Raw genomic sequence first — 24,017 nt, 5'->3', positions numbered from 1 at the left:
TCTTGCTAAAAATAGAGGGGTGTTTACTAAAGGGGCATATATTTACCTTAATTATTTTTATAAACTAGCTAACGATTATTTCTAGATAGAGGTTAGGAGTTTTTTCATATTCTGTTAACCGATGATGAAGGGGATTCTTAATATACAATGTCCATAAAAAGAGCAAAAGATAGAAGGATTGATTATTACGAGGATTTTGAGAACTTCCCTCTGTTTCATATCCCTTTTGCTGATAATCATGCAGACAATGATTTTTGGATTGATTTCCAAACAGGAGAATTAAAATATATGGATTACGAAGAAAGTTAGATCCTGATGATGCAATCGTTGTTGCAAACACATCAGGGAATTGATGCCTGCTATTTAAATTTTTTTAGTGGAGGGTTACGATGAATTTTATTAATAATAAACAGAAAATTGCTCCGTTTTTTTGGGTGGATCATGATAGGGACTCTGCGTCGTTATGTTTAGATGTTGGGGAATATAAGAAAGAAATTTTTGATACTCGATCTGATGAGGGATTTGAAGGAGGAGGTTATGATTGGGAATCCTTGGCGATTGTCTTTCTTGAAGAAAAAATGCCTGAATTAAAAGGTATTGTCAAGTTTAATTCAGAAGCTAGCTTGTTTTGTGCATATTCCTTCGATAAAGAAGCATTAGAGAAGTTTGCTATTTCATTTAAAAATACATGTGAAGATGAATCGTCTATTACGGATTTATTTTCTCGTGCAGAATTGGATTAAAGGAGTTTAAACAAAATCCTGTTTATTAACATGAAAACAGCTTGTTAGCATAAAGCAACAAGCTGTTTTTTTATATGTTGATGAATAGTCGCTATACCGCTATTTTTCACCAACCACGTACGTATTGCACTGGAGGTTTAACTTCTTCTCTTAAATCTTTAGCAGCATGAAGTGGCCAATATGGCTCACGCAGAAGAACACGCGCTAGGAAGATTAAGTCAGCACGATTATTTTGTAAAATTTCCTCTGCTTGAATAGCTGTCGTAATAAGCCCGACTGCTCCAGTTGGAATATCAGCACCATGCTTAATTGCTTCAGCATGCGTTACTTGGTAGCCTGGAAAAACATTAATATGTGCTTGCACGACACCACCTGTAGAAACATCTACTAAATCGACTCCCTGTGATTTCATCCAACGACTGAAGACGATGAAATCATCCATTGTTGTACCATCTTCTGCATAGTCCTCAGCGGAAACGCGTACAAGTAAAGGGCCTTCCCAAACACTACGAATAGCATCGATGACTTGACGTAATAATCGATAACGATTTTCTTGGGAGCCACCGTATTGGTCATTGCGTTTATTCGTTGCTGGTGATAAAAATTCACTTATTAAGTAGCCATGTGCCCCATGGATTTCAAGAACATCAAAGCCTGCCTTAGCTGCCCGGACAGCTGCTTGTTTAAATGCTTCTACAACATATTCAATGTCTTCCAGTGTCATTTCTGTTGGCGTTTTAAAAGCATCGCTAAATGCAATAGCTGATGGCGCAAATATTTCTCCATCTACAGTTGCTTTACGTCCAGCGTGTGCCAGCTGTATGCCAGTTTTTGCTCCGTATACTTTCATTCCTTGAACTAATTGACTTAAACCTTCAATATGAGCGTCATCCCAAATACCAAGATCGTTACTAGAAATACGACCCTCTGGTACAACACTTGTAGCTTCGACAATAATTAAACCAACTTGACCAGCAGCCCGCGTTGCATAATGTACTTGGTGGAAAGGTGTGACAAGTCCATCATCCTGTGCCGAGTACATACACATCGGCGCCATCACTACACGGTTTTTTAAAGTGATATTTTGCAATTGATAAGGTTCGAATAATTTAGCCAATTTAAAGCCCCCTAATCCCTAGTGATATACTTTATTTTGGCACACATTATTTACTATTTGCAAGTAATCGAGATCGAGCTTCAGCTTCTTTAATGCATGCTTCAATGGCTTCATTAAATTGATATTGCTCTAGAGCTTTAATTCCAGCTTCTGTTGTACCGCCCGGACTGGTTACTTTTTGGCGTAATACATCAGGCTCGTCGACGGATTGCTTTAGCATTTCTGCAGTACCAGCAAGTGTTTGCGTCATTAATAGTCGTACTGTATCCTTCGAGAGACCGACCTTTGTACCAACCCGTTCAAATGCCTCCATTAAATAATAAATATAAGCTGGCCCACTCCCGGAAAGGGCGGTTACAGCATGTAATTGATCCTCATCTACCTCAATAACTGAACCAATCGCCTCTAAAAGCTGTAAGAAAAGAGCGCGTTGTTCTGCTGTCACTTCGTCATTAAAGGCAATTCCGCTCGCAGACATCCCAATAGTAGCAGAAGTGTTAGGCATAACGCGTGCGACTGGACGAGCACCTAAATGTTCTGTAATAGTAGTAATGGCAATACCAGCTAAAATAGAAAGAACGGCTGATTGCTCTGTAATTTTAGGCTTTAGCTCACGCATCGCTACAACAGCATCTTTTGGTTTCATCGCTAGAATGATTAAATCAGCCTGCTGATAAATAGCATCATCAAAATTGCTATTTACATTATATGTGTCGTGTAAAAATTGTAAGCGTTCCTTGTCTGTGCGATTGGTGACGTAAATTTCTTGTGCTGTAAATACCTTTTGTTTAATCCAGCCCTGAATCAATGCCTCTGCCATAGAGCCTGCACCAATAAATAGTATTTTTTTCATGATAAAACCTCCAGTTCTCGAAATCAATTTACCTTGGCGCAATAGTAGCTGCCGCGTTGCTTTCGCTACCAAAATATCTGCTGAAATGAAGATAAAAAAAAGCGCTCCCGTCCTTATAAAGAAGGACGAAAACGCTATTGTTTCCGCGGTACCACCTTTGTTTGCCAATTGGCACAACTCATAGCCCTTTTATCGCAAGGGAAACGGTTATGTTTTCATAACTGCTCAGAAGTAGGTTCGGTAATGGGAGCGGGTGATGTCACTTTCAGCAAATGTAACACTCTCTAAGACACCTTCACCAATTACGTACTTGGCTTCATCAACGCACAAAAATAATTAGATTATTCAAAATTATATTAATAATACGTCAACCTGTCAACAGAAGGGTGACGAAAAGAAGAAAAACTTGTAAAATAGAATGAATAGGTATTCACTAGTTGCATTAAAGGGGGAAACAGCTTTTGTCTATACACAAAATAGAAATACCAACACCCTATGAAGTAGGAGATGTGAATGCATTTATTGTAAAAGGAGATGCATTAACCATTTTTGATGTTGGTCCAAAAACAATGGAAGCCTATGAAGCACTTAAAAGGGGTATTCGAGCAATGGGCTTTGATATGCGAGATATTGAACAGGTTGTGTTAACCCATCATCATCCAGACCATGCAGGTTGGGTGGATGCCTTTCCGAACGCAGAAATTGTAGGGCATGCCTATAATGATAAATGGCTTCGTCATGACGAGGATTTTTTACGTTACCATGTGCAGTTTTACAGTGAGCGCTTATTTGAGCACGGAGTTCCTCAAGAATATATCCAGCCGAGTGTCCATGTCCGCCGTGAAATAGAGCTTGTAGGTGAACGACCTTTAACACAAATACTTAACGATGGAGATGAAGTGCCAGGACATCCAGGATTAAAGGCTATTGAAACATTAGGACACGCACAAAGTCACTTAATATTCTGGGATGAAAAAACTCATGATGTAATAGGTGGAGATTTATTGCTTGCAAAAATAACGCCAAATCCATTAATTGAGCCACCACTAGACCGTACATTAGGACGTACTAAATCGTTACTACAATATAATGAATCACTAGAAATTTTACGTCGATTACCCGTAAAAAAGATGTATACAGGACATGGTGCTGAGCTAGAGAATATTCCTGATTTAATTGATAAACGACTAGAACGGCAGCATCAGCAATCTTTGAAGGTTTGTGAATTATTTGGAGATGAACCATTAACTGCTGTACAAGTAACGAAGCGCTTTTATCCAGCTGTTTTTCAGCGTCAGTTTGGTCTGACGTTGTCCAAAACGCTCGGCTATTTAGATTACTTAGAGGCTAACAATTTCATTACATCTACAAAAACGGAAGAAGGTATCTATTTATTTCAAAGGAAGTAGGTTTAAATATGAACATGAATAAAAAGACCATCTTCGTTACAGGTGCAACAAGTGGTGTAGGATTGAAAATTACAGAATTATTAGTAGCACAGGGTCATACAGTTTATGCAACAGGACGCAATGCGGTTGCATTAAAAGCATTAGAACGCGTAGGCGCCAATGTGATTCAAGCAGATTTAATTAATTTAGCTACAATCGATGAAGTATACGCACAACTACCGCCTCTGGATGTAGCTATTTTATCTGCAGGGGTAGGTAAATTTGGCAATGCAACAGACTTAGCAGATGAAGCGATTAGACAAATGGTAGAGCTAAATGTCAGTGTACCGATGTATTTAGCAAAACGTCTAGCAGAACCTATGATACAACGTCAGCAAGGTCAATTAATCTTCATCGGCTCACAGGCAGGAAAGGTAGCGACACCTAAGGCTAGTGTTTATGCTGCTACAAAGCATGCGATTGTCGGTTTTACAAATGGGCTTCGCATGGAACTTGCTCCGTATAATGTTAAAGTTACGGCGATACATCCAGGTCCAATCGATACACCATTTTTAGATAAGGCGAGTGATGAAAGTGGCTATCGCGAGTCTTTAGGAAGATTTTTACTTACAGCTGAAGAAGTGGCACAAGCAACAGTAAAAACGATTGAACGACCAGTTCGAGAGGTTAATTTACCAAGGGTCATGGGGTTAACAAGCAAACTGTATGCAATGGCACCTGCAACTGTTGAATTTTTAGGTAAGTCATTTTTCAATAAAAAATAGGTTAGTCAATTATGCCTCAGCAGAATTGTAACTGTCGTTACTGAAAATAATTACTGAAAGAAGTTAAACTGTAAACGTACTCAAGTTGAGTGTTTACAGTTTTTTTATGGACCTTCATTTGCATCGGACGCCCTCTGGGAAATCAACCACATGTTATAATGATGAACTTTCAAAAACCACCTATTTATTGACAAAACATTTTATTTAGATTAACATTTAAGTTAACTAAAATATTAGGGCTGATAAAGATGACTGAAAATATAAAACAAATAGTCGATGACATTAATCAATATACTTATGAAATGAATGTAAAATTAGCGAAGGCACAAGAAGCTCTATTTAAAGATGATTTATCGATGAAACAAACGATGGTAATCGATTATGTACACAAGCATAAAAAATGTACAATGGGCGAAATTGCGCACTATATGGAAATCTCCCCAAGTGCTGTGAGTCAAATAGTAGCGAGACTTGAAAAAGAAAACTACCTTAAACGCGATATTAACTCAAATAATCGCAGGGAAGTGGTTGTTCTGTTAGCTGAAAACGGAGAGGCGTATTATCATCGCGATGAGCAAATTAATAAGCTTATTCTTGATAAAATTTATAGTAAAATGCCTGTGGAAAATTTAGAACAATTGCGTAGTTTAATCCAGCGCTTATATCAAATTGTTGAGGAGGAAATTGAAAATGGATTGGAATAATGTAAAAAAACAGCTTGAAAATACGTTTAATGGTACTGTTTTACTTGCACAAGATGAGACAATTATATTGCAAGGTGCTTATGGAGAAGCTTCAATAGAAACACACGCGCCCATGGGACTTCATCAACGTTTTAACTTAGCTTCTGTATCAAAGCCGATTACAGCATTGGGAATTTTACTTTTAGTACAAGATAAGAAAATAACATTTGATGATGATATTAGCCAATGGTTTGATAATTTACCTTATACAAATATTACTGTGCGCCACTTATTACACCATACATCAGGTTTGCCTGATTATATGGCATTGTTTTCAAATTGGGATGAAACAACAGCTGCCACAAATGAAGATGTTCTGCAGCTATTAATTCAATATGCACCACCTCGACTATTTGTAGCAGGTGAGAGAATGGAATACTGCAATACAGGTTATGTCCTATTAGCTCTTTTAATCGAGCGTGTGGCGAATAAAAGTTTTACTGAATTTATGGATGAAGCTATATTTAAACCTTTAAATATGATGCATACAACTGTAACGTCCACTACTTTTACAAAACAATTTACGAATGAAATTGCGCATGGCTACGTGTTTGATGTGTATTCCGGGCAATATGTGGACCCTTCAGAATTTGATGAAACGAAAAGTACTACTTGTTTAAATTATATAACTGGCGATGGCGGAATCTATTCAACAGTAGAGGACTTATGGAAATTAGGGCGTTCTGTTATTCAAGCACAACTTTGGGATGAAGCTTTACTTGAGCAAGCCTTTACGCCCTCAGCTCTTACAGCAGAGCAACCTTTTTCTTATGGTATGGGCTGGATTATTTATGAGGATGAACAACTGGGGAAATGTGTATGGCACAGCGGTGGATGGCCTGGGTATGCCACTACATTTAAAATTTATCCACAATCTAAGACAATCTTTGTATTTTTACGCAGTAAAGAACAAGAAGTGGATTATGAAATAGCTATTGGTGAAGCGATTGAAAAAGCGGTAATAACACATGAATTCCATTTACCGAAAAAGCCTGAACAATATAAAGCTGTGCATTTACCAGTCGAAATTTTACAGAGCTATGAAGGTAAATATCAACTCCAAGAACAACCTGAACATACAGTGGAAATAGCGTTACAAGAGGACAATCGCTTATACATTTTCCTACCTTCTACAATGCCACTCGAGTTACATGCGATAAAAGAAGATGAATTTTTCTTACGCAGTTTAGGCATTCTCGTAACGATAAAGCAAGATATATTAACGGTTAATAATGATGGTCAAAAAACGATCGCTAAAAAAATAACCGACCACGTACTTAAAGGTTAATAAAATATTTTGTAGTTTAATAATTTTAGAACAAATAAAACCGTTGTGCATAATGAATTCACAGATTGTAGATGTTAGCTTTTTTAGTTTCTATAAAACTGAATTGTAGTCTTAACAATGAGTACTTTGTGACAGGTACTGAACAATCGAGTTTCGTTTTCCAACTAAACTACACATAAATTAATATTTATCTTTTTGTTGTCATGAGAACTCATTTTACACAATGGGTTCTTTTTAATAGCGTTTAAAAACAAAGAATTATAAAAGACATGCAAGATAAGTGAAGCGTTTAGTTGGAATGAAGGATGGGCGACTTCTCGGGATCAGCTTCACATATGAGACCTTGAAGCGAGCAACGCAAGTGAAGCGGCCCCATCTGGAAATCAACTCCCCGTATTGCAGAACAGCCATTTACTATCCCGAAATTAATACTATATACATTCATGTTGCGCGTAAAAAGTCGTTTTTTCGAGTAAAACTATTCATAGTTTGTACAAGCGCTTAAAGTGTTGTAATGACACACTTTTTACAATAAACATAAAAGTCTATAAATTTATAAAAATACACTTGTTTTTATTTTTATAACATGATACTATTCGTGTATAAAGTTTTAAATGAATGTATAAACATACATATCTAATAGATTAATTGGAGGCGCGTTTTATATGGCGAATAAAAAAGTAGTATTAGCATATTCAGGAGGTCTGGATACTTCTGTAGCAATTCCGTGGTTAAAAGAACAAGGCTGGGACGTTATTGCAGTTTGTCTTGATGTTGGTGAAGGGAAAGACCTTGAGTTTGTAAAAAATAAAGCTCTTCAAGTAGGAGCAATTGACTCATATATGGTAGATGCGAAGGATGAATTCGCTGAAGAATATGCATTAATCTCATTACAAGCTCATACTTGGTATGAACAAAAATATCCACTAGTATCGGCACTTTCTCGTCCATTAATTTCTAAAAAACTAGTGGAAATTGCAAACCAAGTGGGTGCGGACGCAGTAGCTCATGGTTGCACAGGTAAAGGTAATGACCAAGTTCGTTTCGAAGTTTCTATCAAAGCGTTAAATCCAGACTTGGAAGTTTTAGCACCTGTACGTGAATGGGGCTGGAGCCGTGATGAGGAAATCGAATATGCAATGAAACATGATGTACCGATTCCTGCAACATTAGATTCACCATTCTCAATCGACCAAAACTTATGGGGCCGTGCAAATGAAGCGGGTGTAATGGAAGATCCATGGGTATCTCCACCAGAAGAAGCATATGGTTTAACAGTTTCTGTGGAAAACGCTCCAGATGAAGCGGAATACGTAGAAATTGAATTCGTTGCAGGTAAACCAGTATCGTTAAACGGTAAAGAAATGAAGCTTGCCGATTTAATTCAAGAGCTAAACGCAGTAGCTGGAGCACACGGTGTTGGTCGTATCGATCACGTTGAAAACCGTTTAGTTGGTATTAAATCCCGTGAAGTATATGAAATTCCAGGAGCAAAAGTTCTATTAACGGCTCATAAGGAACTTGAAGACTTAACGCTTGTAAAAGAGTTAGCACACTTCAAGCCAGTCATTGAGAAAAAATTATCTGAATTAATTTATGATGGTTTATGGTTCTCGCCATTACGTGTAGCACTGGAATCATTCCTTGCTGAATCACAAAAGTTTGTGAACGGAACGGTGCGCGTGAAGCTTTACAAAGGTCATGCAATTGTGGAAGGACGTAAATCTCCAAATTCACTTTATAGTGAAAAGCTAGCAACATATTCTAAAGAAGATCAATTCAACCATGCTTCAGCAGTAGGCTTCATCGAATTATGGGGTCTGCCAACAGTGGTTAACTCTTCAGTAAATAAAAAATAATCTTTTGACAGCAGGGTGTAGTGTAGCATTAAACGCTGTACTACACCTTTTTTAAAAAGAGTTTAAGGAAAAGGTGAGCTGTTATGACAAAACTTTGGGGCGGGCGTTTCCAAAAATCGGCAGAAGCATGGGTGGACGAGTTCGGCGCATCGATTGGCTTTGACCAACAGCTTGTTCTAGAAGACCTTGAAGGTAGCGTAGCACATGTTACGATGCTTGGCGCAACAGGAATTTTACCAGCAGCTGACGTAGAGACCATTCTCGATGGCCTTGCACAATTACAAGAAAAAGCAATCGCAGGGGAGCTTGAATTTACAGTTGCCAATGAAGATATCCACTTAAATTTGGAAAAAATGCTCATTGATTTAATTGGTCCTGTAGGTGGTAAGCTGCACACTGGCCGTAGCCGAAATGACCAAGTAGCAACGGATATGCATATTTTCTTGAAAAAACGTGTGAAGGAAACAATTGGTTTAATTGAGATATTCCAAAAGACATTGCTTGAAAAGGCTGAGGAGCATGTCAAAACAATTGCTCCAGGCTATACACATTTACAACGTGCGCAACCTATCTCATTTGCCCATCACTTGATGGCCTATTTCTGGATGTTAGAGCGTGATAAACAACGCTTTACGGAGTCGCTTAAGCGTATTGATATTTTGCCTTTAGGTGCAGGTGCCATGGCAGGTACTACTTTCCCAATCGATCGCTTAAAATCCGCAGAGCTTTTAGGCTTCAGCGAAGTTTATGCGAACTCGATGGATGCAGTAAGTGACCGTGATTTTATCGTTGAATTTTTAAGTAATTCATCATTATTAATGGCTCATTTATCTCGGTTTGCAGAGGAAATTATTTTGTGGTCGACAGATGAATTCAAATTTATCGAATTAGATGATGCCTTTTCAACAGGTTCTTCTATTATGCCACAAAAGAAAAATCCTGATATGGCGGAGTTAATCCGTGGAAAAACGGGACGCGTTTACGGTAACTTAATGGGCTTATTAACGGTTCTGAAAGGAACACCGTTAACATACAACAAAGATATGCAGGAAGATAAAGAAGGTATGTTTGATACAGTTCAGACAATTCTTGGTTCATTAAAAATCTTTGAAGGTATGATTCGTACAATGACTGTCAATACAGAGCGTTTGCATCAGGCGGTACACGCTGACTTCTCCAATGCTACGGAGCTTGCAGATTATTTAGCAACAAAGGGTATGCCTTTCCGTGAAGCACATGAAGTGACAGGAAAACTTGTATTCACATGTATTCAACAGGGCATTTACTTATTAGATTTACCGCTTGCAGACATGAAAAAAGAAAGTGAGCTTATCGAAGCAGATATATACGATGTATTAGCACCTGAAGCTGCTGTTCGTCGTCGTCATTCTTTAGGTGGAACAGGATTTGATCAAGTACTTACCCAAATTGAAAAGGCAAAAGCCTGTCTCGTGTAACTATAACTTAGCGTGCATGTCCTTGTGACTTTTGCATAGATATTCATTAAAGCTGTCCAGTGAGGCACTATGAAAAAACATTTTCCTTTTTCGTTAGAGCCAGAGGGTGAAACGGAAAAGAGACCCTTACATAGGTGAAGGACAATCCCCAATTCTGGAGACGCGGAATTGGGGTTTTTGTGTAAAGAAATAACAATGGGGGGATTGTCAATGAATGAGCGTTTTACAAAGGGGTTAGAAACAATTAAACAGTATGTAACAAAGGAAGAAGCGGCACGAATGATTGAGGCAGATGTGCTAGCTGACATAGCACCAGATTTACGCAAAATGATTATTGAATTTGCCTATGGTGATGTTTATTCACGACCAGGGCTAGATGCAAAGAGCCGTGCACTTGTTGTCATTACAGCGGTAGTAACTCAAGGTGCTGCCCCACAAACAAAAACCCATATTAAACGTGGTCTACATGCAGGTTTGACACAGACAGAAATTGTGGAAGCATTATTACAATTAGTACCATACATTGGTTTTCCGCGTGTCCAAAATGCTTTAATCATTGCGCAACAAATCTTTCAAGAAGAAGCTTAGGAGTTTTAATTTTATAACATTGCATATTACATGAATAAACATTTATGAAACGGTTCATATTAAGAGCGGAATCACTTATTAATCTAAAATGATTGGGAGGATGTAGAATGAGTAGTCAAACACCCAAAGACCAGGAATCTCAGGAAAGTCCGCCACAACTGTATAGGGTGAGCTTCTAAAATCTTATGAAATCAGTGAGGCAGAGGATATTCTGTTTTGCTGTTGTTAAGAAGAAGCAAAAACCGATACAGATCAAATCAAATAGAAATAAGTGTTCATGGGATCCAGAATTTTTCTGGGTCCTTTTTTATTTCGCATTTTAGAGAGAATTTGACTTTATTAGAAATCTGTATTACTCTTTGTATAACAGATTTCTGTTTGGTGATAAGCGATACAGATGGGAGGGGTAAAATGAATATTCATTTAGATCCAAGCAGTGAATTACAGCTCTATAAACAGTTAGCGAATCAGTTAATTGAGCTGATTGCTAAGGGAAAGCTAAAAAATGGTGATACTTTACCTTCAGTTCGTTCAATGGCTGCAGATTTAGGGATTAATGTCAGCACGGTTAGTAAGAGCTATCATGAACTTGAAGAAAAAGGTTTAATCGAATTAAAGCCGAAAGCAAAGGCAATCATTATCGGTGGTCAAAAAAAAGAACTGCAAGAGACGGAAGTCGAAAAAGTAGAAAATGCATTAAAACCAATTTTGGCAGAGGCCATTGCACGGGGTCTCGAAAAAGATCAAATGACAAGTTTGTTTCATCGAATTTTAAAAAAATGGAAGTAGGGGAAATATGCTTTTTATATTAAGCATTTTTATCTTTGTAGGTGTACTGGAAACTGTAACACCATATTTAGCGAGAAAAACAACTGTCTTTGGTGTATCTATTCCAGAACCTTATGTGCAACATCAACAATTACTTATTTTTAAAAAACATTACAGCATGATGGTCGGGAGCATAGCAGTTGCATGTTTTATAGGTCAAATTTTACTACTGTTTACGTCCATTCAAGAAGAGCAATTTGTTTTATTATCCTTTGTTTTGCTGTATGTCGTGCTTCTCATAGCAGCTGGATTTTATATGTTTTATCATATAAAAACAAAAAATCTGAAAAAACAAGAAAATTGGGAAGCACATGTAAAAACTGTTTATGTGATGGATTTATCTTTTCGAGATCGAGATGAAGTACTTTCACCTACATTTTTCGTATTACCGATTATTATCACTTTAGCATTGATTACTTTTACCTATATGAATTACAATGCCATCCCAGATGTTTTTGCTACCCATTGGAATGCAGCAGGTGAGGTAGACGGTAGGACTGAAAAAACATGGCTAGCAGTTATTGTAATGCCACTTATTTTACTAGGGATACAAATTAGCTTTTTCATCATCAGTATCGGTATGAAAAATGCCAAAATACAATTGAGTGCACAAGCAAAAGAAGCTTCAGCAAATCGAGAGCTTAACCAGCGTAAATATGGTAGCTGGTACTTAGCAGCGATTAATTATAGTATGACATTTGTTTTTGTTGTTTTACATTACACGACAGTTATTTTAAAAAATCAAACAGCTCCTTACTTTTTCCCGCTTTTTATTGTTTTTATGTTCGTCTTTTTAGGGGGACTTATCCTGTTAATTTGGAAGTTAAGTAACAGTAATGAGCGCTTTGATGATTTACAGACAAACGAAACAGCTGCAGACGATGATCGATACTGGAAATGGGGGATTGTTTACATCAATAAAAATGATCCTTCACTATTAGTGCAAAAGAAATACCGCGTTGGTTGGACTGTGAATTTAGCGAATAAATGGAGCTATATCATTTTACTTGTAATATTTTTACCGATCTTATTAGTCATTTTCATTTAGAGGGAGGATTTTATGAAAAAACTATTATTTTTTTGTTGTACACTTTTATTATTAGCAGCATGCGCACAAAAGGAGGACAACACAAAAGGTAAAGAGATAAAGGAGGACAATAAAATGAATGAACAGCTAGTAGGTAAATGGGAAGGGAATATAAAAACGCCAAACGGAACGCTTCCGATTATCGTCGATTTGCAGAAAGATAGTGGGACATTATCAGTACCAGCGCAAGGATTATCCAATTATCCATTTAAAAGCATCAAATACGATGGTGATCAAGTGAGTGTTTCGATTAATTTAAGTGGCTCGGCTGTTGTCATTAACGGAACATTAAAAGATGGGCAAATTGCAGCAACGTTTCAACAAAATGGTGGCAAATTCCCACTTGTCTTAAAGCCATTTAAAGAACAACCAGTTACGTATGAAACGTCTAAGATTCCTGTTAAAGATGGTGCGTTAACAGTGGCTCTTCAAAAGGCAAGCAAGGAGCCATCTCCAGTTGCGCTTATTATAGCAGGCTCTGGTCCAACTGATAAGGATGGAAATTCAGCAATAGCTGGTAAAAATGATAGCTTAAAAATGATAGCGGAAGGGTTAGCAAAAGACGGTATTACTACTGTTCGCTATGATAAACGTGGACTTGGCGATAATCAGTCCCTTTTAATTAAGGAAGAGGATATTACGATTGACCAATACGTAGATGACGCAGTTCAAGTGATTAATACCCTTTTAGCCGATAAAGCGTATTCGAGTGTTCATATTATTGGACATAGCGAAGGCTCACTGATCGGTTTACTAGCAGCACAAAAAACAAAAGTAGAGTCCTTTGTTTCTATAGCAGGTTCTGGTAGACCAGCCGATGAAATTTTGTTAGAGCAATTAAAAGGTCAATTATCGCCAGAGCTTCTAAAAGAATCAACAGATGCTCTTGCAGCCTTGAAAAAAGGCGAGCTAGTAAAGAACGTTTCTCCAGATTTACAGTCACTCTTCCGTTCTTCAGTTCAACCGTATATGATTTCATGGTTAAAATATAATCCTGCAAATGAGTTAGCGAAAGTCAATAGTCGAGTTTTAATTCTTCAAGGAACAACCGATTTACAAGTAGTTGCAACGGATGCGGAAGCGTTAAAAAAAGGTAAGCCAGATGCCAAGCTTGTATATATGGATGGAATGAATCATGTGTTAAAAAATGCTCCAGCAGATCGTACGGAGAATTTAGCGACATATTCAGACCCATCATTACCACTTCATAAAGAATTACTGCCAGCCATTCAGCAGTTTATTTTGAATGGAGGTAGAGACTGAGCTAGCCAAGGTAGAAAGGTGAATACTGCGCGAAGTGGAGAAATACTCGCGAAAAAAAGTAATGCTCACAATTAGTATCAATTAGTATCTAACAAAAGAAGTATGCTCAAATCAGAGCATACTCTTTTTTGGCTCGGGATGTTATTTGTTAAATCATTTACCATATTTTTATCGTACGATATAGTAATAACTAAGCGGGTTAATCGAATTCAACAATATTTGAAAAGAAGGTTTTATTATGTATAGCATTGGGAAATTTTCGAAACTGTGTAATGTTCCTATAAAAACGATTCGTTATTATAGCGATCTTGGATTACTCGAACCATCCTTGATAGATGAAGTAACAGGCTATCGTTATTATGATTACGATAAAATGAAAGAGCTAAATACTATACAGGTACTTAAACATTGCCATTTTTCATTAAACGAAATTGAACAGATTATTAAAGGGGAAAGTGATAAGCAAGATTTAGAGATAAGATTAAATAAAAAAGTTCAGGAATTAGAGCACCAACAAAAAGTAATCGCTGAACAACTTCAAAATATTGTCCAAGTGAAAAATTCAATTAGGAACACTGAGACGTTTAATCCAAAGTCAAAGCCAACATTATCAAGTTGTTACATAGAAGAACGTCCAAACATACAGGTGTTTTCTATCCGTGAAAAGATACATATTATAGAAATGGATAAGCTAGTTCAAAAATTATTTGAACGAATATATGCGTATCAATTTGAGATAGACGGGGCGCTTGTTGCAATTTTTCACCAAAGGGACAGGAACCAAAATATAGCAGATGTTGAACTACTGTTACCAGTAAAAGCAACTCAACAAGGGGAGTATATTAAAGTAATATCAGAAGGCAAGTATGCTTGTATAAATGTAACGGGACCGTATTCAGAGTTACATTTTGGCTATAGTCGCTTGCAGGAATGGTTGACTGAGCAATCTCTTCGGGCAGCAGGGACATTTATGGAGCAGTACATAAAAGGTTTAATCCCAACTGAAGTTGTAAATCCAATTAATATTAAACCAAATATTGAGCTACATCCAAATGAATTTTTGACAACAGTATTTGTGAAACTAAGAAACTAGCTAAACTCTCCAGTAGCTGGAGACTTTATTCTGTATTTAGCAAGGTAAGAAATGTCTTGCTACTTAAATATAGAATGGGGTATATCGATGAAAACAAATACAGGACAGTTTGCATTTCTTAAAGGTAGTTCATATGAGATTGGACAACAACAAGCGCGAGAGTTTCAAAAGAATCCTTTTGCAAAATCACTATTCTTTACGGAAAATTTAACTGCTGACAACGCTTATTTTGAAATGAAAGCACAAATAGAGCAGTATTGCCCAGGTTTAAATAAGGAATTAGAAGGCTTTGCAGAAGGCTTTGGCTATACGCCTGAACAACTAAATTTTTATCAAAATGCATGGTTAATGCCTGGGGGATGTAGTTTAGGGGCTATTTTACCTGGAAAGATGGCAGATGGTAAAACATATGTTTTAAGAAATTATGATTTATCGCCTGATATTTCGGATATGCGCTTATGTACTACTCGTGTTAAAGGGAAATATGCTCATACAGGATTTTCAGTTTCGACATTCGGTCGAAGTGAAGGTTTAAATGAGAAGGGGCTATGTGTTGCATATGCATCTTGTGGCATGCCCATTGGCAAATATCCTGGAATGAGACCACCAGCAGTACCTGGATTACAGTTTATGGTTATTGTTAGAGCGCTGTTAGAAAATTGCGGAAATGTAGAAGAAGCAATTTATATGGTTAACACTATGCCCGTAGGAACGAATATGAATTTACTTATTGCTGATGCGAATGGCGATGCAGCTTTGATTGGAACATATGACGGAATAAAAGAGGTTAAACGTGCAGAACTAGATTATCTTATTGCAACTAACCACGGACTATTTTCCACAATACAAGAAATGGAGCCTGGCAAGCTCGAGCATTCTCAATTAAGATATAATATTTTAGAGGAGAAATTTAAAGAAAGTGGAAAAAGACCTATCGATGAAATCCGAGGACTTCTTTTAACAGAGTTCCCTAAAGGATTGTCTGTCCATAATTACAAAGAAGGCTTTGGAACAGTACATTCAATTTTGTTTAATCTTACTGATTTGCAAATGGAATTTTCATTTGGCTCACCATTACAAAATCAGGTAAACAAGATAGACATTGGTGAGAATTTTGCGAAAACGCAAACATCTGTTGAATTTAATAATAAAAGCTATGGAGCAGAGTTTTGGAAAATCATAAAATAATAAACAACAAAAAAACTGTTCTTGATTTTTAATAATTTTATAACAATTTATTTAAAAAGCTGAACTAATTCGGATTAGTTCAGCTTATATTTGTGAGGTCTTAAATTTGAGAAGGGTTAAGCGTAGATGAAAAAGAGTGGGATGGTAGTGATATTTTCTACTGTAATAACTGGTACGGTAATTTAATTATTACTGAAGCTGTTTACAATGTTTTAAATGAATCCAACACTCAAAACGTTAGGTTTATTAATTTAAGGGAATTTAGTAATGATTATAGAAGGAGTTTGAAATGAAAAAATTAATTTTTATGATAAGCTCAATAGTATTAATGGGTCTATTAAAAGTAGAAACTAGTTATGTAATATAAATAGTCTTTGATATGCCACTTGGCTATACCTCTTTGACAATAGTGCCCATTGTTGCGGCTGTATTTATATACTCTCCAAATTTTGTTGCAATAAATTTTATAAACTAATTAATTATGCCTCGGCAAAATTGTAGCTGACGCTTTGCTTTTGCTACCAAAACATTTTCTGAAAGAAGTTAAATTTATCACTGCCGCAATTTTACGGTTGTGGTATTTTTAATGAGTAAATTACTATTTATTGCCCATTTTAAGGAAATATTTAGATTAATTTGGAGGTTAGTGTTTTGAGGGTTTTAAAAAAGTTTCCACAGCCAAACACAATAAAAGGTCAGCTTCATCGAGCACTTGTATGGATCACTTTTATTACTGGTCTATGTATTTTTATTCCAACGCTTTATATTGAATATCAACAAACCATTCAACATCAAAATGAAAAGATGGCGCATTATTTGGATGCTCAATCCTATTTTTTTGAAAGCTGGTTAGCAGAGCGATCCAGTGATATACATACAATAGCTAATTTTGATTTTGTCAAGGACTATAATTTTCAAAAATCACAAAAATTTTTTCAAGATTTTAAAGAAAAAACAAATTTCACAGACTTAATATTCGTCAATAAAGAGGGCATCGTGCAAGTTGATACAGTTACTAAATACAGTAAAAATGGTGTTAGCATGGATGTTAATGACCGAAAGTATTTTCAAGTTGCTAAAAAAACGAAACAACCATACATAACAGATATTTTAATAAGTAAAGTTACAAAGCAGCCTATTATTGCATTTGCTTCACCGATTCTTAATGCACAGCAACAATTCAATGGTGTAGTTTTTGGCGCAGTAAATTTAGATATCATCAATCAACTGCTGCAAGAATCGAGAGTAGGCTTTTTAGGTCATGCTTATATTATTGACCAAGAAGGTACTATGCTCTCTGAATTTAACAATAAAAGACAACGGTCTTCAGGAAATTATTTAGTTGATGACCATATCCTAAACGCAGCTTTAAAAAATAAAACAAGCGGCCTCGAGCTTTATAAAGACGCGAATAATAAGTGGGTTCTTGCTAAAAGTAAGCCTATAAATGGAGGAAAATGGTTTATTATATCAGAAATTGGTCTACTAGAGGCATATACACCATTATTCAATAGAATTTTATGGATAACCATTTGTTTAGTTGTAGGATCATTTTTTATGATAAAAATGATGTTACATCTCTCTAAAAGAATTGAAGAACCTATCCAGCAGCTTCTAACAGGTGTTAGAAAGGTAGAACAAGGTTTTTATGAATATCAAATAAATGACCAACAGCTGACACCATACGCGCAAGAATTTCAGGAGCTTTGTGCGTCCTTCAATGAAATGAGCGACAAAGTGAGAAAAGATACTATTTTATTGAAAGAATTATCGATTACCTGTCAGTTGACGAAGCTGTATAATCGTCGTTATTTGATTGAGCAGGGAGAGCTTGCTTTTCAGAAATGTTTAGAAGAACAACACCATTGTTCATGTATAGCGATTGACATTGATTTTTTCAAAAAGGTTAATGATACCTATGGACATTTAATCGGTGATGAAGTGCTAAAGCATGTCGCAACCATCATTACCAATTCTGTGCGAAGAATCGATATTGTTACAAGGTATGGGGGAGAGGAGTTTGTCATTTTATCTCCAAATACTACGTTAGAGAGTGCAGTGAAAATTGCGGAAAGAGTTCGGCAACAAGTTGAAGAACATCCTTATATTGCGGATTTTGAGATCAATGTGACAGTGAGTATTGGCATTGCAGGATACGGTGATTCTGAAAATATTTCAACATTTTACGAGCTACTTGACAAGGCGGATCAAGCACTTTATATTGCAAAGGAAAGCGGTCGAAACCAACTTAGGATATGTGATAAAACAGGTATAATTGATACAAGACAAATGCTTTAACTTCTTTAAGCGATATTTTTTTGTACCGAAAGCGTAGCGACAGGTACAGAGTCTACCAAACCCTGTTCTTTCGCATAAGAAACATCTGTTGCTGTCGCTACGTTAGCACTGCGCTTTCGCACAAGAAGCATTTGCAGGCTAAACACAAAGCCGGTATCGGAGCCAATTATGCCGAGGCATAATTGATAAAACTAAATTAGGAAAGTGGTATTTATATGAAGGAAATTATACTAAGTAAATTAAAAGAAATTGAAAATGAGTATCAAGTGAAAATTTTATATGCTGTAGAATCTGGTAGTCGTGCTTGGGGATTTCCATCTAAGGATAGTGATTATGATGTTCGTTTCATATATATACATGAACCTCAGTGGTATCTTTCAATCGACCCTCAAGGAATTGGCGCAAAGAGGGATGTTATAGAAGTACCAATCAATGATTTGTTGGATATTAGTGGATGGGAAATAACAAAAGCACTAAGGTTATTTCGCAAAAGTAATCCACCTCTTTTAGAATGGTTACGAAGCAATATTATTTATGACCAACAATATTCATTTATTGACAATGTACGATCATTAGAAAGAGAAGTATTTTATCCAAATGCAAGCTTATATCACTATTTAAATATGGCGAAAAACAATTATCGTGAGTATTTACAGAGCTCAGAAGTAAAAATAAAAAAATATTTCTATGTCCTAAGACCAATCTTAGCATGTAAATGGATCGAACAAAAAAATACGGTTCCACCAATTGAATTTCAGGAATTGTTAAATGAAATAATTTCTGAGGGCCCTTTAAAAACGGAAATTCAGCAACTTTTACAGAGAAAAATGGCAGGTGATGAACTAAAGATGGAGCCGCGAATTGACAGCATCAATGAATATTTAGATAAAGAAATACTGCATATTGAGACATACTGTAAAAATCTTCATGTTAAAGTCGATGATCCTACACAAAAATTAGATGCGTTATTTAGAAGTACATTGCAAGAAGTTTGGGGATAATGGTGATGTGAAATTGAATAATTATTAATTGTAAGGTCATACTAAAAAAGGTTTCACTTATGAAGTCTATATTGATGAGGAGGATGGCAAATGAGTAGGTTCGAACAATTAGACCCAAAATCTCAGAAAATCCACCGCAACTGGTCAAGGATTAAACGCTCAAAATCTCAAGTAAATGGTGAAACGGAGATTACCCTCCATAACCGTATATTGAGAAGTGAAGCAAAAGCCCGTCAGTTTTAATCAGCTAGAAAAGTAAGTGTCATCAAGCCCAGAAAATATTCTGGGTTTTTTATTTTCTTAAAATTGTAAATTTATCCAACTATTATTTTATATATAGTCTTTAACACAAATAAAGAGGGAGTCATTTTTATTATGAAGATAACGTCCTATACTAATACGGTTAATTTTCTCCAATATACGAATGTTTAAACTAAGGGTGTAAATTCTCAAACAGTAAAAAAGAACAGGATGCTATAACAATCGGAACGGTAAAAAGGAGAGTGGATTAATGACAGAAAATATCAAAATTAGGGTTGCTTCTCAAGAAGATGCTGAAGCCTTGTAAATGAATATATAGATGATATTTTAATGTACAAGATAGTAGTGAAAATTTGAAGGGAAATCCTTACATGAAAAAATATAATTTCACACAAAAATTGGCTAACCGAATTACTAATTATCAATCGATAGATGCTTTTTATAGGAAAATCATGAAAACAGAGGAGCCTACAAATATTGGCTTCATGTATATAGAGCCTGGTGGTGTCGTTGGGATGCATAAGGCGCCTGTACCACAGTTATTTATTGTAATTCAAGGTGAAGGATGGGTTTGTGGTGAGGATCAAGAGAAAGTATTTATAAAAACTGGAGAAGGTGTTCTTTGGCAAACAGGCGAAGCATATGAATCTGGCAGTAATTCAGGGTTAACAGCACTTGTCATCCAATCAGAGCAAATCAATCTTGCAAAGATGACATAAAAAATGTGTAACGGGGTAAGTTAAAGCTCCATTACACTAAGTTATATTTAACCCTAGTTTAACTGTTTTTAATAAATGACCATTAAATAGCTCATCAAACTCCTCCAATTTCTTAAAGCCCTTCGCTTGATAAAAGTTCATGCCCTTTGTGTTTTCCTTTTCTACACAAACTAATAGTGATGTTAAATCTGGAAGCATTTTGATCCCTTCCTGTAATAGGGCTGTACCAATTCCTTTGCCCTGAATTTCTGGAAGTAAATAGATGGAGTAAAGTGCTGCTTCCCCCTCTACAACATTTGAAAAATTTGCAAAGCCTACTAGTGATTCTTCAAGTATAGCAACTAAAAATAGACTTTTTTCTAAACGACTTAGTAATCGATCACTACTATAAGCAGCTTGTAAAAAACGATCTTGAATCTCAATTGGGATAATTCCCTTGTATGTTTGATGCCAACTCTTTTTGGCAATTTCTTGTACAGAAATGATGTCATTCTTTTGCATATGCCGTATAATTGATATCAATACTTTTCACCTGCAATTCCAATTTTTCTATTTATTGTAACATTAAATGACGCGAAAGGAGATGACTTCATGCAAGTTGTTGAAAAGGCATTTGGCTATATTACGAGAGAGCATGAGGGTCAGTTACAAGTGCTAGTATTTGAGCAAAATACAGAAGGAGCAGGAATTCAAATTCCTAAAGGCACGGTAGAGGAAGGGGAAACGCCACTAGAAGCAGTAACGCGAGAGATGTTTGAAGAGACAGGTTTATCTTTTTTAGAAGTAAAGGGGTTAATTGCCCAGGATTATTTTAATCATCACTCAGGGCTATTACAAAAACGCTATTTTTATCATTTAACGACAAATGAAGAACGAGATTCCTGGGAGCATTGTCCGACAGGTGTAAACGAAGCAGGCTTAGAATTTTCATTTTACTGGATAACGAATGAACAAGAAGTAACTTTGGTGAAGGGACATGGAGATTATTTATATAGAGTGTTAGCTCGTGTGAACAACTGATTGTTCAGCACAAACATATTAAAAAGGTACATTTAATGAACAAAACCGCGTTCCGTAAATCGGAAACGCGGTTGTTTTGTGGTTATAAAACCTTTGCGACAACTACCTCTAATGCTTGAGCGAAATCGGCGATTAGATCGTCAACATGCTCAAGTCCTACTGAGAAACGTAAAAGTCCATCAGTAATACCACGTTTTGCACGCTCTTCAGGCTCCATTGCTGCATGACTCATTTTAGCAGGGTAGGATAAAATGGATTCAACGCCACCAAGTGAGACAGCGAAAACTGGAATTTTCATCGCCTCTACTAGCGCTTTTGCAGCTCCATAGCTTGGTAGGCGGAAGGATAGTACTGCACCTGCACTCGTGGACTGACTATGATGAATCTCATAGCCAGGATGTGATGCAAGTCCCGGATAGTAAACTTGCTCGACAACGGGATTTGTAGCTAAAAACTCTGCAATCTTTTGTGCCGATTCAGCAGAACGACTAAAACGCACATCGGTTGTTTTAATATTTTGCAATAGAGTAAAGCAGTCCTGTACACCTAATATATTGCCAAATGAATTTTGGATAAAGTACAGATCCTGACCTAGCTTCTCGTCAGCTGTTACTGTCAATCCCGCGATAATATCAGAGTGCCCAGATAAAAACTTTGTCGCACTATGAATAACAACATCGACACCTAGCTCAAGTGGACGTTGGTGTAAAGGTGTCATAAACGTATTATCTAAAAAAGTTAAGCAATTATACTGCTTGGCAAGTGCTACGACTCCGCGAATATCTGTGATGCCAAGTGTTGGATTTGACGGTGTTTCCATATAGAGTAGCTTTGTAGCTGGTGTTATGGCTGCTTCTACTGCTGCTAAATCTGTGAAATCAACGAAAGTATGAGAAATACCAAAGCGTGGTAACACCTTAGAGACGAAGCGGTATGTTCCGCCATATACATCCTCCGTAATGACAATATGATCTCCCTGAGATAATAGCATTAATGCTGCAGATACAGCAGCAATCCCTGAAGAAAATGCATGGGCACGTACGCCGCCTTCTAGCTCAGCTACTGCTTTTTCTAATGCATCCCGCGTAGGGTTGCCAGAACGTGCATAATCATATTCGCCGAATTCATCGATACACTCCTGATGGAAAGTAGATGATACATACATAGGCACATTGACTGCACCTTTTTTATTTTCATAGCCGTCACGGACACCTGCGTGAATTAGGCTTGTTTCAATATGCTGCTTCATTTTTAACCTCTTTTCTAAGGGTACCGAATACTTGTTTTAAATCCGTAATTAAATCTTCAGCCTCTTCAACGCCAACAGAAAATCGTAGTAATCGGTCACATACACCACGTTCAATACGCTCCTCATAAGGCATGTCCGCATGTGTTTGAGTAGCTGGATATGTAATAAAGCTTTCAACACCACCAAGGCTTTCAGCAAAAGTAATTAGCTTCAAGTTTCGAAGGAATGGGTCAATCCACGCCGCCTTTGCTAAGCGGAATGAAAGCATGCCACCTTTTCCTGTGTATAGCACGTCTGTTACAAGCTCTTCTTCCTCTAAATATGAGGCGATTGCTTTGGCGTTTGCATCGTGCTGCTTTAATCGAAGATGCATCGTTTTTAATCCGCGAATAAGTAACCAGGAATCCATTGCACCTAAAACCATGCCGCTGCCATTATGAATAAAGCCAATGCGTTCTGCTAATTCAGCACCTTTTGCGACAACTAAACCAGCTAATACATCATTATGTCCACCAATATATTTAGTAGCCGAATGAATGACAATGTCTGCGCCTATTTCGATTGGACGTTGGAAATATGGTGTATAAAACGTATTGTCGACAATTAACCAAGCCCCATGCTTGTGAGCTAATTCTGCATATACTTGCAAATCAAATTCCTGCATAAGCGGATTTGTTGGCGTTTCTATAAATAGAGCACGCGTATTGTCGTTGATTAATGCTTCTACCTGTTCAACGGATTCAAATTTTGAGTAGACAGGCTTAATATTGTATGTGTCTTCAAAGAAATTAAAAAGTCGATATGTACCACCATATAAATCATCAGGCACCACTAATTCATCACCAGGCTTAAATAAGGATAGAACTAATTGAATAGCTGCCATCCCTGAGCTACAGGCAAAGCCCGCATCTCCGCCCTCTAAATCGGCAATTCCTGCTTCTAATAGAGCACGAGTTGGATTTTTTGTACGCGTATAGTCAAAACCAGTGGATTCACCGATACCTGTATGTTTATAAGCTGTCGATAAATGGATAGGTGGGCTGACAGCGCCAGTTCTAGGGTCACTTAAATTCCCAAGTTGTACAAGTTTTGTTTCAATACTTCTGCTGTTTGTCATGTCGTCACTCTTTTCTTCATTATAATAAAAGGGGAGTCTATTACTTCTTTTCCCATATTCTCAATAATTGTT

At 36.8% G+C, this 24,017-nt stretch carries 24 protein-coding genes; 19 read left to right on the top strand and 5 right to left on the bottom strand.

Annotation, left to right across the window (positions count from 1 at the left end; translation table 11 throughout):
* Positions 1-147: 147 nt before the first annotated feature.
* Together MY533_RS12925 and MY533_RS12920 are read left to right on the top strand one after the other, a co-directional pair.
* Positions 148-309 carry a hypothetical protein gene (locus MY533_RS12925; protein WP_248716286.1) on the top strand — a complete coding sequence of 54 codons (162 nt, stop codon included), beginning with the start codon at positions 148-150 and terminating at the stop codon, positions 307-309.
* Between the two features lie 80 nt (positions 310-389).
* Positions 390-743, top strand: a complete 354-nt coding sequence (locus tag MY533_RS12920) for an immunity 51 family protein (RefSeq protein WP_248716285.1) — start codon at positions 390-392, stop codon at positions 741-743.
* 106 nt (positions 744-849) lie between these two features.
* Here the strand turns inward: MY533_RS12920 and namA are convergent, their stop codons facing one another.
* Positions 850-1,860, bottom strand: a complete 1,011-nt coding sequence (gene namA, locus MY533_RS12915) for an NADPH dehydrogenase NamA (protein ID WP_248716284.1) — start codon at positions 1,858-1,860, stop codon at positions 850-852.
* Positions 1,861-1,906: 46 nt separating this feature from the next.
* The gene (gene proC, locus MY533_RS12910; RefSeq protein ID WP_142507054.1) at positions 1,907-2,713 is read right to left on the bottom strand and encodes a pyrroline-5-carboxylate reductase; all 807 of its coding nucleotides are present in this window, start codon (positions 2,711-2,713) and stop codon (positions 1,907-1,909) included.
* Positions 2,714-3,174: 461 nt separating this feature from the next.
* On the opposite strand from proC, the gene MY533_RS12905 reads away from it, so the two are divergent.
* The 16 genes from MY533_RS12905 (at position 3,175) to MY533_RS12830 (ending at position 20,559) form a co-directional block, all read left to right on the top strand.
* Positions 3,175-4,122 carry an MBL fold metallo-hydrolase gene (locus MY533_RS12905; RefSeq protein WP_248716283.1) on the top strand — a complete coding sequence of 316 codons (948 nt, stop codon included), beginning with the start codon at positions 3,175-3,177 and terminating at the stop codon, positions 4,120-4,122.
* An 8-nt stretch (positions 4,123-4,130) separates the two neighbouring features.
* Entirely contained in the window at positions 4,131-4,886 is a 756-nt protein-coding gene (locus tag MY533_RS12900; protein ID WP_371873250.1) for an SDR family NAD(P)-dependent oxidoreductase, read from the top strand.
* 248 nt (positions 4,887-5,134) lie between these two features.
* Positions 5,135-5,590 (top strand): MarR family winged helix-turn-helix transcriptional regulator, encoded by a 456-nt coding sequence (locus MY533_RS12895; RefSeq protein ID WP_248716282.1) that lies wholly within the window; start codon positions 5,135-5,137, stop codon positions 5,588-5,590.
* Positions 5,577-6,917 carry a serine hydrolase domain-containing protein gene (locus MY533_RS12890; protein ID WP_248716281.1) on the top strand — a complete coding sequence of 447 codons (1,341 nt, stop codon included), beginning with the start codon at positions 5,577-5,579 and terminating at the stop codon, positions 6,915-6,917. The genes MY533_RS12895 and MY533_RS12890 overlap by 14 nt, the downstream gene beginning before the upstream one ends.
* 665 nt (positions 6,918-7,582) lie before the next feature.
* Positions 7,583-8,776: an argininosuccinate synthase gene (locus tag MY533_RS12885; protein WP_248716280.1), complete on the top strand. Its 1,194-nt coding sequence runs from the start codon at positions 7,583-7,585 to the stop codon at positions 8,774-8,776.
* An 83-nt stretch (positions 8,777-8,859) separates the two neighbouring features.
* Entirely contained in the window at positions 8,860-10,233 is a 1,374-nt protein-coding gene (gene argH, locus MY533_RS12880; RefSeq protein WP_248716279.1) for an argininosuccinate lyase, read from the top strand.
* A gap of 210 nt (positions 10,234-10,443) precedes the next feature.
* Positions 10,444-10,821: a carboxymuconolactone decarboxylase family protein gene (locus tag MY533_RS12875; RefSeq protein WP_248716278.1), complete on the top strand. Its 378-nt coding sequence runs from the start codon at positions 10,444-10,446 to the stop codon at positions 10,819-10,821.
* Between the two features lie 411 nt (positions 10,822-11,232).
* On the top strand, positions 11,233-11,610 hold the full coding sequence (locus MY533_RS12870; protein ID WP_248716277.1) for a GntR family transcriptional regulator: 378 nt from the start codon (positions 11,233-11,235) through the stop codon (positions 11,608-11,610).
* Between the two features lie 7 nt (positions 11,611-11,617).
* Positions 11,618-12,697 (top strand): DUF1648 domain-containing protein, encoded by a 1,080-nt coding sequence (locus MY533_RS12865; protein WP_248716276.1) that lies wholly within the window; start codon positions 11,618-11,620, stop codon positions 12,695-12,697.
* A 12-nt stretch (positions 12,698-12,709) separates the two neighbouring features.
* Entirely contained in the window at positions 12,710-13,999 is a 1,290-nt protein-coding gene (locus tag MY533_RS12860; RefSeq protein ID WP_248716275.1) for an alpha/beta hydrolase, read from the top strand.
* Between the two features lie 238 nt (positions 14,000-14,237).
* Positions 14,238-15,092, top strand: coding sequence for a MerR family transcriptional regulator (locus MY533_RS12855; RefSeq protein WP_248716274.1), 855 nt, complete (start codon positions 14,238-14,240; stop codon positions 15,090-15,092).
* Positions 15,093-15,179: 87 nt separating this feature from the next.
* The gene (locus MY533_RS12850) at positions 15,180-16,280 is read left to right on the top strand and encodes a C45 family autoproteolytic acyltransferase/hydrolase (protein WP_248716273.1); all 1,101 of its coding nucleotides are present in this window, start codon (positions 15,180-15,182) and stop codon (positions 16,278-16,280) included.
* 651 nt (positions 16,281-16,931) lie between these two features.
* Positions 16,932-18,578, top strand: a complete 1,647-nt coding sequence (locus MY533_RS12845) for a sensor domain-containing diguanylate cyclase (RefSeq protein WP_248716272.1) — start codon at positions 16,932-16,934, stop codon at positions 18,576-18,578.
* A 215-nt stretch (positions 18,579-18,793) separates the two neighbouring features.
* A complete protein-coding gene (locus MY533_RS12840; RefSeq protein ID WP_248716271.1) occupies positions 18,794-19,579 on the top strand; it encodes a nucleotidyltransferase domain-containing protein in 786 nt (261 codons plus the stop codon).
* 90 nt (positions 19,580-19,669) lie between these two features.
* Positions 19,670-19,822, top strand: coding sequence for a YpzG family protein (locus tag MY533_RS12835; RefSeq protein WP_082172689.1), 153 nt, complete (start codon positions 19,670-19,672; stop codon positions 19,820-19,822).
* A 389-nt stretch (positions 19,823-20,211) separates the two neighbouring features.
* Complete coding sequence (locus MY533_RS12830) at positions 20,212-20,559, top strand: cupin domain-containing protein (RefSeq protein ID WP_248716270.1); 348 nt, start codon at positions 20,212-20,214, stop codon at positions 20,557-20,559.
* A gap of 36 nt (positions 20,560-20,595) precedes the next feature.
* On the opposite strand, the gene MY533_RS12825 is transcribed toward MY533_RS12830, so the two are convergent.
* Positions 20,596-21,060 (bottom strand): GNAT family N-acetyltransferase, encoded by a 465-nt coding sequence (locus tag MY533_RS12825; RefSeq protein ID WP_371873353.1) that lies wholly within the window; start codon positions 21,058-21,060, stop codon positions 20,596-20,598.
* A 90-nt stretch (positions 21,061-21,150) separates the two neighbouring features.
* Here MY533_RS12825 and MY533_RS12820 point away from each other — a divergent pair, with 90 nt between their 5' ends.
* Positions 21,151-21,579, top strand: coding sequence for an NUDIX hydrolase (locus MY533_RS12820; RefSeq protein WP_248716268.1), 429 nt, complete (start codon positions 21,151-21,153; stop codon positions 21,577-21,579).
* A gap of 82 nt (positions 21,580-21,661) precedes the next feature.
* Here the strand turns inward: MY533_RS12820 and MY533_RS12815 are convergent, their stop codons facing one another.
* Both MY533_RS12815 and MY533_RS12810 read right to left on the bottom strand, forming a co-directional pair.
* Positions 21,662-22,828, bottom strand: a complete 1,167-nt coding sequence (locus tag MY533_RS12815; protein ID WP_248716267.1) for an aminotransferase class I/II-fold pyridoxal phosphate-dependent enzyme — start codon at positions 22,826-22,828, stop codon at positions 21,662-21,664.
* Positions 22,812-23,945 (bottom strand): methionine biosynthesis PLP-dependent protein, encoded by a 1,134-nt coding sequence (locus MY533_RS12810; protein ID WP_248716266.1) that lies wholly within the window; start codon positions 23,943-23,945, stop codon positions 22,812-22,814. Before MY533_RS12810 ends, MY533_RS12815 begins: the two co-directional genes overlap by 17 nt.
* Between the last annotated feature and the right edge of the window lie 72 nt (positions 23,946-24,017).

This window comes from Lysinibacillus sp. Ag94, from assembly GCF_023242215.1.
In the GTDB taxonomy this organism is placed as follows: Bacteria; Bacillota; Bacilli; order Bacillales_A; family Planococcaceae; genus Lysinibacillus.
Note: the sequence above shows the minus strand (reverse complement) of the source record. Positions and strands in the feature narration are given on the sequence as shown.

What these genes read in the sequence shown, in the direction of transcription:
- MY533_RS12920 (WP_248716285.1), top strand. Translation starts at nt 390, where the DNA reads ATGAATTTTATTAATAATAAACAGAAAATTGCTCCGTTTTTTTGGGTG.
- MY533_RS12870 (WP_248716277.1), top strand. Translation starts at nt 11,233, where the DNA reads ATGAATATTCATTTAGATCCAAGCAGTGAATTACAGCTCTATAAACAG.
- argH (WP_248716279.1), top strand. Translation starts at nt 8,860, where the DNA reads ATGACAAAACTTTGGGGCGGGCGTTTCCAAAAATCGGCAGAAGCATGG.
- MY533_RS12855 (WP_248716274.1), top strand. Translation starts at nt 14,238, where the DNA reads ATGTATAGCATTGGGAAATTTTCGAAACTGTGTAATGTTCCTATAAAA.
- MY533_RS12890 (WP_248716281.1), top strand. Translation starts at nt 5,577, where the DNA reads ATGGATTGGAATAATGTAAAAAAACAGCTTGAAAATACGTTTAATGGT.
- proC (WP_142507054.1), bottom strand. Translation starts at nt 2,713, where the DNA reads ATGAAAAAAATACTATTTATTGGTGCAGGCTCTATGGCAGAGGCATTG.
- MY533_RS12840 (WP_248716271.1), top strand. Translation starts at nt 18,794, where the DNA reads ATGAAGGAAATTATACTAAGTAAATTAAAAGAAATTGAAAATGAGTAT.
- MY533_RS12895 (WP_248716282.1), top strand. Translation starts at nt 5,135, where the DNA reads ATGACTGAAAATATAAAACAAATAGTCGATGACATTAATCAATATACT.
- MY533_RS12835 (WP_082172689.1), top strand. Translation starts at nt 19,670, where the DNA reads ATGAGTAGGTTCGAACAATTAGACCCAAAATCTCAGAAAATCCACCGC.
- MY533_RS12865 (WP_248716276.1), top strand. Translation starts at nt 11,618, where the DNA reads ATGCTTTTTATATTAAGCATTTTTATCTTTGTAGGTGTACTGGAAACT.
- MY533_RS12850 (WP_248716273.1), top strand. Translation starts at nt 15,180, where the DNA reads ATGAAAACAAATACAGGACAGTTTGCATTTCTTAAAGGTAGTTCATAT.
- MY533_RS12830 (WP_248716270.1), top strand. Translation starts at nt 20,212, where the DNA reads ATGAAAAAATATAATTTCACACAAAAATTGGCTAACCGAATTACTAAT.
- MY533_RS12820 (WP_248716268.1), top strand. Translation starts at nt 21,151, where the DNA reads ATGCAAGTTGTTGAAAAGGCATTTGGCTATATTACGAGAGAGCATGAG.
- MY533_RS12815 (WP_248716267.1), bottom strand. Translation starts at nt 22,828, where the DNA reads ATGAAGCAGCATATTGAAACAAGCCTAATTCACGCAGGTGTCCGTGAC.
- MY533_RS12825 (WP_371873353.1), bottom strand. Translation starts at nt 21,060, where the DNA reads ATGCAAAAGAATGACATCATTTCTGTACAAGAAATTGCCAAAAAGAGT.
- MY533_RS12885 (WP_248716280.1), top strand. Translation starts at nt 7,583, where the DNA reads ATGGCGAATAAAAAAGTAGTATTAGCATATTCAGGAGGTCTGGATACT.
- MY533_RS12925 (WP_248716286.1), top strand. Translation starts at nt 148, where the DNA reads ATGTCCATAAAAAGAGCAAAAGATAGAAGGATTGATTATTACGAGGAT.
- MY533_RS12900 (WP_371873250.1), top strand. Translation starts at nt 4,131, where the DNA reads ATGAACATGAATAAAAAGACCATCTTCGTTACAGGTGCAACAAGTGGT.
- MY533_RS12810 (WP_248716266.1), bottom strand. Translation starts at nt 23,945, where the DNA reads ATGACAAACAGCAGAAGTATTGAAACAAAACTTGTACAACTTGGGAAT.
- MY533_RS12875 (WP_248716278.1), top strand. Translation starts at nt 10,444, where the DNA reads ATGAATGAGCGTTTTACAAAGGGGTTAGAAACAATTAAACAGTATGTA.
- MY533_RS12860 (WP_248716275.1), top strand. Translation starts at nt 12,710, where the DNA reads ATGAAAAAACTATTATTTTTTTGTTGTACACTTTTATTATTAGCAGCA.